The sequence below is a fragment of the Burkholderia sp. M6-3 genome (assembly GCF_050858985.1).
GTDB classification, from domain to species: Bacteria; Pseudomonadota; Gammaproteobacteria; order Burkholderiales; family Burkholderiaceae; genus Paraburkholderia; species Paraburkholderia caledonica.
The window spans coordinates 2,476,168-2,488,221 of sequence record NZ_CP110090.1 but is presented as its reverse complement, the minus strand read 5'-3'; the positions used below and the strand labels follow the sequence as shown (position 1 = coordinate 2,488,221).

Sequence of the window (12,054 nt, the reverse complement as noted above, 5' to 3'; positions counted from 1 at the left end):
TAGTGTGGCGCAAAGCGCGAGGGGATCACCAGCGACGCGAAGGCGCCGTTCATTTCGCACCGCGTCGCAGCAGAACGTCGAACCGGCCTGCTACGAGATGCGATTCGCTCACTTCCGGCAGCGTTTTGGCAGCCTGGGTAATGCGCCAGACTTCCTCGAGAAGCGAACGGTCCGTGCCCGACCAGCTCGTCAGCACATCTTCGATGCGCTCGGAGCCGTGAATGTCGCCGGTGAAATACCCCATCGACCACTCGGCGAAGTGCCTGTTTTCGAGCGAACCAATCGCGACGATCCGCATGTCGTAGTGACGGCGGTCATTGCCGATACGGCGCAGGCATTCCCTCACTGCCACCGGATCGCCTTCAAGGTACTGGACAAAATTACGGCCCGCGTGCACGAGAAAACCGGTCAGTGCATCGGCGCGATTGAGCACGCGAGACACCGACACGATCGATTCCACGTCCGATATGCCTACGCCCGACGCGACATTGCTGATGTACACCGCGCCGAATAACGTTTCATCCTGGTCCCGCGTTTCGAGACGTTTCGATTCGTCTGAGAACATAGGGACACCTCTACAAAGACGTTTCGCGTTTCCACTTTAGTACAGGGCCGGCTGTCTAAACTCGACCAACGTTAGACGGCTGCGCCCATGCGGCGAAAATTGACGGCACACGTTATGCCGTTGTCCGATTAGTGCGGGGCTGACGGTGGCTGATCGCGTCGCGTGTTTCAACACGTGTTGAGAAATCGCACTTTCTGCCGCGTTTCGCGGAGCTTTTAGTGAAGCGCGGTGGTCGGTTCAATCGCTGCAGACATCTTCAAACCGATGCGCGCCCCAACCACTCGCGCACATACAGCGAATGCGGTGGGCGCATCGCCGATCGTTCACGAGATTTCGGTGTGCCAACAAATAAAAAGCCCAGCACGCGCTCCGCTGGCTCGAAGTCGAGCGCGGCCTGAAGATTGGGGTCGTACGCGTCGGCGCCCGTCGCCCAGAAACCGCCGTAACCGAGGGCGTGAATTGCGTTGAGCATGTTCATGACCGCCGCGCCGACCGCGAGCAGTTGCTCCGATTCCGGAATGTGCGAATTGGGAATCGGCGCCGCGGCTATGACGATCACGAGCGGCGCCGTGTACGCGAGTTGCCGGCGTTGCTCGTGATCTGCACGACGCGTTGCGGGCTCGCGTCGCGCGGCGACATCGACGAGCACTTCGCCGAAGTCAGCGCGCGCGTCGTCGCGAATCAGCGCGAAGCGCCAAGGGCGCAGCGCACCATGGTCCGGTGCTCGCATGGCCGCGTCGAAGATCAGGCTTAACTCGATGTCGCCCGGTCCCGGCTCGGCCAGCGGCCAGTGCGACTGGCGCGAGAGCAGCGTTTCGAAGAACGCTCGTTGCTGCGGCGAAATGGTGTGGTCGATCTGACGGATCTGAGAGGTATCCATGACGGTGTGATTGAGTTTTCTGTCGGATGGATGATGACGACAAACCGACGTTAATGCAAATGATTCCTATTTGCTTGTCTGATGAATGGTTTTGTTTTAAGCTGTGCACTCATTGCCAATGAGACAAAAGAGGCAGGCCCTAGACCTTGACATGCATTGAGATCAACGAGTAAATTTGAATGCAAATGATTCGCATTTAAGTCGACGGATTCAAAATCTGCGGGGCAAACTGCCGCCCGTCTGCGAGGTCTGCCCGGCATGAACAGCTGCACACCGACGTACAACTTCATTCAGGAGCCGCGATGAGCTGGGGTGACGAAAACACCAACTTCGTTGTCGTTGTAAATCACGAAGAGCAGTATTCGATCTGGCCTGACTACAAGGCGATTCCAGCCGGCTGGCGTGAAGCCGGTAAGTCGGGCAAGAAGGACGAATGCCTGCAATGGATCGACCAGGTCTGGACGGATATGCGTCCGCTGAGCTTGCGCAAGGCCATGGCCGAAAGCGCTGCGGCCGAAAGCGTCACCAATGCGTGATCAACGGGCGTCCAGCCGATGACCTCGTCGAATGGTCTGCCGCGTATGTCAGACCCGCTAATCCTCGTGTGTCTCGCGCATGCAGGCGGCAGCGTGGCGTTGTACCGGGACTGGCAGCCACGGTTGCCGTGGTTCGTGCAGGCGCGCTTGCTCGAGCTGCCCGGTCACGGTATGCGCCGGTCCGTATCGCCGCATACCGAATGGCCCGCGCTCATCGCGCAACTCTCAGATGAACTACTCGCGCTGGTCGGCGGCGCTTCGTTTGCGTTGTTCGGACACAGCATGGGCTCGCTCGTCGCATTCGAACTGATGCACGCGCTGCGCGAGCGCGGCGAGCGCGCTCCTGTCTGGTTCGGTGCGTCAGCAACCATCTCGCCCGCGCGTCGTAAGTACGAAACGCATTGGCTTAACTGTTCGCAGAGCGAAATGATTGCCTGCCTGCGGGAGCGCGGCGGCACGCCCACCGAGCTGCTCGACGACGCTGAGTTCGTTGACTTCATGTTGCCGATGCTGCGCGCCGATTTCCACCTGTGCGGCATGCATCCGGCGCATATTGCGACGCGCGCTAACGCCTATCGCGCGATGCTGCCCGGAACGTCGAATACATCGACCATGCTCGACTGTCCGATCGACGTGTTCATCGGCCGCGATGACCCCGCCACGGCAAACCGCGCGGACGTCGACGCCTGGGCACACGAGACACGCGGCGCATGCGCAGTGCACTGGTTCGACGGCGGGCACTTCTTCATCGACACGGCCCGCGAAGCCGTACTTGCAGCCGTGGCCAAAGCGCTCTTGCTGCATGGACAACCGGCGCAACGGGCGCAACCGGTGCGAGGCGTCGCGGCATAACGAACCCGTGGCGCGGAGTGCTCGCGTGATCGCTGACTTCGCGCACGCCGTAATCATCAATTGCAGTATTGGGGCAACCCGGATAAGGAACGAATGACCATGAGCCAGGCTTCGCTGCCGATCTTCGATTTCTCGCCGTTCGTTGGGCACAGCGAGCGCTATGTGGCGCTCATCAAACAGTTTGCTGCGGCCGGGCCGTTTCGCAGCGCGACGGTCGGCGAACTGCTGCTCGACGACGACTTTCATCGACGCCCGCTGCGGCCAGAGGACTTCGACTTCCTCAAGTTCATGAAACCCGTGCGCGAACACAACGTCAGTCGTCTGCCGGCGCTTGCGTCCGGGCGCACGCTGATATCGATCTACGAGCTCGACGTCGCGCGCCCGCCGGTAAGTAACGAGCCCGCCGACTGGCAGCGTTTTGCCGATTTCTATCGCGAAGACACGCGCGAACTCGGGGCGCAGATTGCGCCGTTCCTGGAAGCGTACGCGTTCGAATACCTGACAAAGGACGTCGATATCCGCGAAGACACCGGCGCCGTGAGCGCGCGCCTGACGCGCATCGTCGATGAGGAACTCGCATTCTGGAGCGCCACGTTCGAGCGGTTAATGAGCAACGACTACCTCGAACAAGGGCTGCGTTTCATCATGGTGCAGCGCTGGGCGCTCGCGGTATCGAAGCGCCGCGCGCTCGCGCGAGCGGGCGCAAGCGGCTTCTTCGACATGCTCGCGCCCGACGAGCGCCCGAGCCTCCACCGTCAAGTGCCTGACGACGCACTGTTCGAACGCGTCGCCGAGGTGAGCTGCATTACGCGCCGGCAGCATGCGTACTGGCAGTTTTATCTGCCGACGAGCATCGCAAAATGCAATCTGCTCTATGCGCTTGCTCGCCGTCCGGACCGCGCCTTCGGGCTTGTCGGCGCGGCGTTCGCGGCCGAGGCGGAGTGGCTTGCGTTCGGGCTCGCGCTCGAACGGGCTTGCGCGCATCTGCAACAGGCCAGCCGCGGCCCGGCCGATTCGGACGCACTAAGGGCTGCGCTGCAGCAGCGCTGCGCACGTGCGCTGGAGCGTGTTGCACAAGGTTTTGGCGACGTGGCGCGCGCTCAATGCGTGCAAGGCGTTGTTGCAGGCGAGCGCCTCGCGGAACGCGGGCGTTGGGATCTTGGCGAACAGTTGCGCTGGCTGTCGTCGATTGGCGACTATATGAGCTTCGCGCATCGCATCAGCTCGCGCATCGAAGCGGAGTGTCCCGGCATCGACCGCGAGACCTTCGTCGAGCCTCAAGAAATGTGTTCGACCACGCACGTGCACAACGATCACCGCCTCGTCACGATCGAGGAGGGCGACATGCTGTTCTGGGGCAACGTCGGCATGCAGCTTTCGATGCACAAAGGCGACATGGTGCTGATTCCGGATGGCAGGCTGCACGGCTCGACGGTCGTATCGAACGAATGCACGTATCACCAGCCGATCATTCCGAACGAGTGGGTCGACGCCCTCGTGGCCGAGCTCGATGAGCCGGCGGCGGCTTCAACATGACAGCACCATCACGCGGTACATCCGTAACCGATTGGCAACAGGTGGTAACAAGGTAGCAACGAGCCGGCGGCACCGTGTAGGCGCTAGTGGCGGAGATCGACAAAAAATGCGCCTCTTCCCCACGACAGCAATATCGACGTTCCGGCCACGCAGGCTGGGATGCCTCGCGCGTTCGACGCGCGCAACAGTGGGTCAGGAAGAGAGAGCGAACGATGCAAGCAGGCAACAGTGCTATCGCAGAGGCCGATCGGTTCGAGGTCAGCGACTGGAAGAGCCGGATCATTGCCGGCAGAGCGACGGGCGCGGCGGTGTCCGCGCCTGCGTGGCTGGACGCTTCGTATGCCACGCTGCGCGAGCAGGTAATCGATCCGGCATATCCATGCTTTTTCGGCACGATGGCCGAGCGGCGCGGCGAGATGTTCTACTCGTTCGTCAACGGGCGTGATTTGCGCGACCTGCCCGCGACGATGCAAACGTTCGCGGAGTTGGCCGTGCAGCCCGAGTACAGGAGAAACAACATCGCGGTATTTTTCGAGCCGGACCCGCAGCCGCTTACGCACGATGCGTACCGGACATTGTTCTGGAGCATCCTGCAGCAGCTGCACGACGGCGATCCCGATCCGGCAGCCGACCAGCAGCCGGACCCGATGGACGAGGCGTGGGAGTTCTCGTATGCGGGCGTGCAGATGTTTGTGGTGTGCGCGTGCCCGTCGTTTCGGGCGCGCCATAGCCGCAACCTGGGCCCGGGCATGGTGCTGCTGTTTCAACCGCGCTCGGTGTTTGTCGATACGATCACGAACAAGGTCATTGGCCGCGAGGCACGCAATCAGGTGCGCAAGCGTCTGGAAACATGGGACGAGATTCCCGCGCATCCCGATCTCGGCTTTTATGGCGATCCGGGCAATCTCGAATGGAAGCAGTACTTTCTCGACGATGCAAACGCGCCGGTCGACGAGCGCTGCCCCTTTCTGAAACGCCGCGCGCAGGCACGCGACAAAACGTCGGCGCAAGTGCAGTCCATGCAGGCCCGCCGTCAGGTGGCTCCGCAAGACGCGCGCAATGAATACGAAAGAGGCTTCGCGCAAAAAGACCCTGCGCGAGGCGCCGATAACTGACGCGGCCGGCGCACGAGGACTTCCGCATGACGCTCATGGCATTCGCTAGTGCGAGCCGGCCTGCCGTCCTACTGCTCTCATGTCGCAACGAAAGGAGATTCATGTCCGTACTTTTGCAACTGGTCAGCAAGTCACGCTGGATGGTCGCTGGGGCGCTCATCGCAAGTGTGCTCGGCGGCCTCGGCAATGCGGCGCTGCTCGCCCTCATCAACCAGGCGCTGGTCGCGACTCCGCAGGGGCTTGCGCGCCTCGGCTGGCAGTTCCTTGCGATCGGCCTGGGCGTTCTGGCGATGCGCGCGCTCGCACAGTCGCTCTTCATGTGGCTCGGCCAGCAGGCGAAGGCGACGCTTCGCATGCGCACCATTCGTCGTATCGGCGACGCTGCGTTCGCGCAGTTGGAGAAACAGGGCGCGGCGAAGTCACTCGCGGTGCTGACGCAGGATCTCGACACTATCGTGGTTTTTTTCGTGAGCATGCCGTCGCTCGCGATGCAAAGTGCAGTGATAGTCGGCTGTCTTGCGTATCTCGGCTACATGTCGTGGCCGATTCTGCTGGTCGCGATCGTGACTATCGTGCTGGGCATGGCAGGCTTTCGCTACGCGCACAGCCGCGCAATGTTCCATCTGCGCGCGTCGCGCAAGCGCGAGGACGATCTGGTCAAGCACTTCCGCGCGCTCTTCGACGGTGCGAAGGAACTGAAGCTGCACCGTGCCCGCAAGCGCGCGTTCGTCGAGGACACGCTCGCAAGCAACGTCGAGGCGGTGCGTGTGCAGCGCACGCGCGGCTACATGCTGTATGCGGCTGCGTCCAGTTGGGGCAACTTCATTCTGTTCGCATTCATCGGCCTCACGCTGTTCGTGTTCGCGCGCTACATCAAGGTCGATCCGCATGTCATGTCCGGCTACGCGATCGTGTTCGTCTACATGATCATGCCGATAGAAGCCGTGCTTTCGGCGATTCCGAGCCTCAGTTCGGCGCGCGTCGCGCTCGAACGAATCGAGCAGGTCAACGCGGAACTGCCGCGCGAAGTCATGCTTGAACCGCCCGTCGCCGCATCGTTCGACACCATCGCGCTCGACGGCGCCACGCACCGTTACTTTCGCGAGAGGGAGAACGAGGTATTCACGCTTGGGCCGATCGATCTCACGTTCCGCCGTGGCGAGCTGGTTTATCTGATCGGCGGCAACGGCAGCGGCAAGACCACGCTCGCGAAGATGCTGGTCGGCCTGTATGTGCCGGAAAGCGGCCGGGTGCTGCTGAACGGCGAGCCTATCGACGAAGCGCGGCGCGATGCGTACCGCCAGCATTTCTCGGTCGTGTTCAGCGACTTCTTCCTGTTCGACACGCTGCTCGGCATGCACGCAGAAGGACTCGACACGCTTGCGCAGCAATTGCTTGTGGATCTGCAGCTCGACCACAAGGTGAGCGTCAAGGACGGCAAGTTCTCGACGCTCGATCTCTCGCAAGGGCAACGCAAGCGGCTCGCGCTCGTCGTCGCGTATCTGGAGGACCGGCCGTTCTATGTGTTCGACGAATGGGCCGCGGATCAGGACCCGCTCTTCAAGGACGTGTTCTATAAGCGTCTGCTCCCCGAACTCAAGGCGAAGGGCAAGACCGTGCTCGTCATCACACATGACGACCGCTATTTCCATCTTGCAGAGCGTTTCATCAAGCTCGATTTCGGCCAGATCGTCGAGGACGGGCCGGGCGCCGCGCGTGCGGCGAACCTCACGTCCGTTGATAACTGATCAGGATGCCTACGAACATGAATGCCAATCTATCCATTGATTCCGCGCGAGCCGTGCAAGGCGAGCCGATGTACGAAATCGATGACGTGTCGTTTCGCATCGGTGAGCGCGTGTTGTTGCATCCACTTGCGCTCGCTCTGCCGAGAGGGCGCGTGTGCGGCCTGATCGGTCACAACGGCTCGGGAAAATCGACTCTGCTCAAACTGCTCGCGCGTCAACAGTCGCCCACGGCAGGCACGCTGCGTTTCGCGGGCCGCCCACTGCGCGAGTGGGAGAACCGTGAGTTCGCGCGACAGGTGGCCTATCTGCCGCAGCAACAACCGGCCGCGAGCGGCATGACGGTGCGTGAACTGGTTGCGCTCGGCCGCTATCCATGGCACGGCGCGCTTGGCCGCTTTACCGGCGTCGACGGCGAGAAGGTCGATGAGGCGATGGAGCTGACCGACATCACCCGATTCGCGGATCGTGCAGTGGACAGCCTGTCGGGCGGCGAGCGGCAACGCGCGTGGATCGCGATGCTGGTCGCGCAGGATAGCCAGTGCCTGTTGCTCGACGAACCGATCTCCGCGCTCGATATTGCGCATCAGATCGAAGTGCTCGATCTCGTGCGCACGCTGAGTCAGCAGCGCGGTCTTGGCGTGGTCGTCGTGTTGCACGACATCAACATGGCCGCGCGTTTCTGCGACGATCTGATCGCGTTGAAGAACGGCCGCCTGCTAGCAAGCGGCACCGCGCCAGAGCTGATCGAGGAAAAGATGCTCGGCGCGATCTACGGCGTGCCGATGGGCACGGTCGCGCATCCGCGCGGCGGCATGCCAATCAGCTTCGCGTATTGAACGCCATGCGCATGCCGGCTCTCGCATCGTCACGATGCGTCGCTGCCGGCATTGCATGACCGACAGCAGATAACGGCGCTCCCAAGAGACGCCTTGCTTTCCCCGCAATGACGAAATTCAGGTTGTCGACGCAAGCATGCGTCGGCGACGGTCTGCGTGTGCCGCGCTGATGTGGTGCGTGGCGAGGACGACCGCGCGGCGCGCGGTAAATCTCGGGAGGCGAGGATGTCTGTTATCAATACGCCGCGCCAGCATGGCGTGAACCTGCATGCGGCGGGTGCGGCCGCTGCGGAAAACGCGGCAGAAGATAGGGCGGATAGTGGCGCAAATCACATTGCGGCGATTACGGCTGCCGATTCCGCGGCCGGTAGTGCAACGAGCGCAACGGCCGCCACAGCCCCCCACACCGCGAACTGGGCCGCAGCGCCAGCAAACGACCTCGTCTCGGTGATGAAGTTGCACGTCGGACAGCGCCCCGATCAATTGGCGGTGCGATTTCTCGCCGACGGCGACGCCGACGCACGCGAACTCACGTACGCGGCGCTCGACGAGCGCGCGCGGCGTCTCGCAGCCGTTCTTCGCCGGCACGGCGCGCCGAACGATCGTGTGCTGCTGATGCTGCAAAGCGGGCTCGATTACATCGTGTCGTTCTTCGCCTGCCAGTACGCAGGGATGATCGCGGTTCCCGCATATCCGCCCGATGCGCCGCAAAGCGCGCACCTCGCGCGGCTGCGGCGCATCGCCGGCGATTGCATGGCGCGCATTGCGGTACTCGATCGGGCATCGCATCAGTCTTCAGCAAACATCAGCGCCGAGCTTGATTTGCACGGCGCGACGTTGTTATCGCCCGGCGTCGCCGATATGGACGTTCACGGCGACGGCTTTTGCATCGACAGCGCGGCGCCCGATGCAGTTTCGTTTTTGCAATACACGTCCGGCTCTACGTCGTCGCCGAAAGGGGTGATCGTTGGTCATGGGAACATATGCGCGAACGTCAGCGCGATGTCGCGAGGGATGGGTTGTCGTGCCGGCGACAGAATGTTCTCCTGGCTGCCGCTTTATCACGATATGGGCTTGATCGGCAGCGTGCTGATGCCGGTCTTGTGCGGCTTCCAGGTCACGCTGATTTCGCCGTTGCATTTTCTGGAACGCCCGGCGCGCTGGCTCGCCGGCATCGCACGTGAACGCGCGACGGTGACGGGCGGACCGGACTTCGCGTATCGGCTGTGCGCCGACCGCGTGCGCGATGCGCAACTCGCCGGGCTCGACCTGTCGTCGCTGCGCGTCGCGTTCTGCGGTTCGGAGCCGATTCGCCAGACTACCCTCGACGGCTTCGCCGCGCGTTTCAGCACGCACGGCCTCGATCCGCGCGCGATGTATGCGTGCTACGGGCTTGCCGAGGCGACACTGTTTTTCACAGGCGTCGAGGTCGGCTCGGGCGCACCCGAGACGCGCTTCTGTGCATCGGCGCTTGCGCGGCGCGTGCCGGTCGCGTTGCCGGTCGTCCGCGGAAACGACAACGAAGCGGATGGTGAAAAAGATAACGAGATCAACGACGACACCAAGGCCGTGGTCGGCTGCGGCGTGACCGCGTTGGGCCATACGCTCGTAATCGTCGATCCGGATACCTGCGAGCGTTTGCCGGATCGACACGTCGGCGAAGTGTGGTGCAGCGGCCCGAGCATCACTCGCGGTTACTGGCGCAATCCCGAAGCGACCGCTGCGGTGTTTCTCGACGACGCGCCGGGTTTTCCGGGACGTTGGCTGCGCACCGGTGACCTCGGCTTCGTCGAGCGCGGCCAGTTGTTCTTTTGCGGACGCCGCAAGGACCTGATCGTGCTGCGTGGTGAAAACATCTATCCGCAGGATCTCGAAACAGTGCTGGCCGATCGCGTCGAATGGCTGAGGCGCGGGCGCGTCACCGCGTTCCCCGTTGAAGCGGCCGACGGTGCCGAGGCCATCGGCGTGGCCGCCGAAGTGGCGCGCGGCAGGACGCGGCAGGTGGCACCCGAGACGATCTTCGCCGCGATCGCCGATGCGCTCGGCGACGCGTTCCATCATGAAGCCGCGTTGATCCTGTTACTCGAACCGGGCGATTTGCCGCGGACGTCGAGCGGAAAACTGCAGCGCAGTGCATGCGTTGCCGCGTGGCAGAGCGGCGCGCTCGTGCCGTTCGCAGTGCGCGACGCCAGGTCCGAACGGTCGCAACGCATCGAGACGGACACAGCCCCGGTGGACGCAATCTCGGCACCCGGTTGCGGCGACACGCTGACGCCCACCGCGCGCGCTATCGCACAAGTATGGAGCGAGGTGCTCGACGTGCCGACGCCCTGTGCATCGGATGATTTCTTTGCGCTCGGCGGCCGTTCGCTGCTGGCCGCGAAGGTCGCGTCGCGGCTGCGCGCGCGGTTGGGTCGCGACGTGCCAGTCGGTATGTTGTTCAGCCACCCGACGCTCACGGATCTTGCCACGGCGCTCGATGCTCGCTGGGCGACGCCGTCGATCGCGGTCGCTCCGCTTGCGCCGCTCGCGCGCCGCGCCGAAAGCCAACGCGGCGAGGCGCCGCTATCTTTGCCGCAGGAGCGTTTATGGATGCTATGGCAACTCGATCCGGACAGCTCCGCCTACAACATCTCGGCCGCACTTTCATTGATGGGTCCGCTCGATGCGCACGCCGCGAGAATGGCGCTCGACGCCCTGGTACGCCGCCACGAGATGCTGCGCACGCGCTTTGCCGAAATCGACGACGTGCCGCGTCAACTGATCAGGCCCGTCGCCGACACCGCCGACACGTGGCGCTGGGAATGCGTGAACGCAATGGAACTAACCAGCGGCGACTTCCACGCGCAGTTGCGTCGACGCGCTCGCGAGCCCTTCGATCTGACGCTCGGCCCGCTCTTTCGCGCGGCGCTGTTTGTCCGCGGTCCGGAGCAGTATGTGCTGCATATCGTGATGCATCACATCGTCTGCGATGGCTGGTCGATCAATGTGCTGCTGCGCGATTTTGCGGCTGCGTATCGCGCGGCGCGGCTCGGCGAGATGCCGGCTTTGCCGGCGCCGGCGGTCCAATACGCGGATTACGCGGCATGGCAACGCGCGCGATTTTCCGACGACGACCACGGCGGCGTGGAACTCGCTGCGCAACTCGATTACTGGCGCAACCGTCTGGCGGGCTACGACGCGCTGCTCGATCTGCCGACCTTGCATGAGCGCGGCCGTCCCTATGAGCCTCGGGCCGAGCGTGTCGGCGCCGATATACCGGCTGTGCTCGCGAGCCGTTTGGACGTGCTCGCGCGCGAGCACAACGCCACGCTGTTCATGGTGCTGCTCGCTGCATTCGCCGCGCTGCTGTCGCGTTACAGCGGCGCGCACGACGTGGCGATTGCGGTGCCCGTCGCCGGCCGCGACCGGATCGAAACGGAGGAGCTGATCGGTTTCTTCATCAACACGCTCGCGATGCGCGCGTCTGTGAAGGGCGCGAGGTCGTTCACGACGCTGCTGCGTGAGGTACGCGGCGACAGCATCGACGCGCAGACGAACGCCGACGTGCCGTTCCAGCGCGTCGTGGCCGCGCTGCAGGTCGGCCGGCGCGCGGGCGTCAGCCCGCTTGCGCAGATCAAGTTCGTGCTGCACGACGAGTTCGAACGCGCGCTCGATCTCGATGGCGTGCGTTGCGCGCTGGTCGACGCCGACGCGAGCGACGCGCGGTTCGAAATCGCGCTCGACGTGTTTCGCGAGGGTGCGCGCGGACTGCGCTGCGTTTTCGCGTACGCCGCCGAGCTTTATGACGACGCCTTTATCGCGCAGCTCGCGCGGCACTACGTCGGTCTGCTCGAACAGATCGCCGACACGCCAGAGCGCGCGATCGGCGAATTCAATCTCGACGACGATGAAGCGGTCGACGGCATTGCGCCAGTCGCTGGGGCGTACTCGCTTTGAGTATGCGGCCGCCGTCCTGACATCGCATCGACGCATCGAGCCCGCGC

The 12,054-nt window shown here is 63.4% G+C and carries 9 protein-coding genes; 7 read left to right on the top strand and 2 right to left on the bottom strand.

Translation table 11 applies throughout. The features are described from left to right. Positions 1-49: 49 nt before the first annotated feature. Entirely contained in the window at positions 50-565 is a 516-nt protein-coding gene (locus OH764_RS10565) for a BLUF domain-containing protein (RefSeq protein ID WP_498846758.1), read from the bottom strand. Positions 566-821: 256 nt separating this feature from the next. After that, a complete protein-coding gene (locus tag OH764_RS10560; RefSeq protein ID WP_498846757.1) occupies positions 822-1,445 on the bottom strand; it encodes a nitroreductase family protein in 624 nt (207 codons plus the stop codon). 302 nt (positions 1,446-1,747) lie between these two features. Between OH764_RS10560 and OH764_RS10555 the strand changes: the two genes are divergently transcribed. The 7 genes from OH764_RS10555 (at position 1,748) to OH764_RS10525 (ending at position 12,007) form a co-directional block, all read left to right on the top strand. After that, positions 1,748-1,981 (top strand): MbtH family protein, encoded by a 234-nt coding sequence (locus tag OH764_RS10555; protein ID WP_498846756.1) that lies wholly within the window; start codon positions 1,748-1,750, stop codon positions 1,979-1,981. Positions 1,982-2,026: 45 nt separating this feature from the next. After that, positions 2,027-2,833 carry a thioesterase II family protein gene (locus OH764_RS10550; protein WP_498846755.1) on the top strand — a complete coding sequence of 269 codons (807 nt, stop codon included), beginning with the start codon at positions 2,027-2,029 and terminating at the stop codon, positions 2,831-2,833. A gap of 99 nt (positions 2,834-2,932) precedes the next feature. Further along, the gene (locus OH764_RS10545; protein ID WP_498846754.1) at positions 2,933-4,369 is read left to right on the top strand and encodes a cupin domain-containing protein; all 1,437 of its coding nucleotides are present in this window, start codon (positions 2,933-2,935) and stop codon (positions 4,367-4,369) included. Between the two features lie 212 nt (positions 4,370-4,581). Then, positions 4,582-5,484: a YqcI/YcgG family protein gene (locus OH764_RS10540; RefSeq protein WP_498846753.1), complete on the top strand. Its 903-nt coding sequence runs from the start codon at positions 4,582-4,584 to the stop codon at positions 5,482-5,484. A 101-nt stretch (positions 5,485-5,585) separates the two neighbouring features. Then, positions 5,586-7,232 carry a cyclic peptide export ABC transporter gene (locus tag OH764_RS10535; protein ID WP_498846752.1) on the top strand — a complete coding sequence of 549 codons (1,647 nt, stop codon included), beginning with the start codon at positions 5,586-5,588 and terminating at the stop codon, positions 7,230-7,232. 17 nt (positions 7,233-7,249) lie between these two features. After that, complete coding sequence (locus OH764_RS10530) at positions 7,250-8,068, top strand: ATP-binding cassette domain-containing protein (protein WP_498846751.1); 819 nt, start codon at positions 7,250-7,252, stop codon at positions 8,066-8,068. Positions 8,069-8,293: 225 nt separating this feature from the next. Further along, entirely contained in the window at positions 8,294-12,007 is a 3,714-nt protein-coding gene (locus OH764_RS10525; protein ID WP_498846750.1) for a condensation domain-containing protein, read from the top strand. The last annotated feature ends 47 nt before the right edge of the window (positions 12,008-12,054 follow it).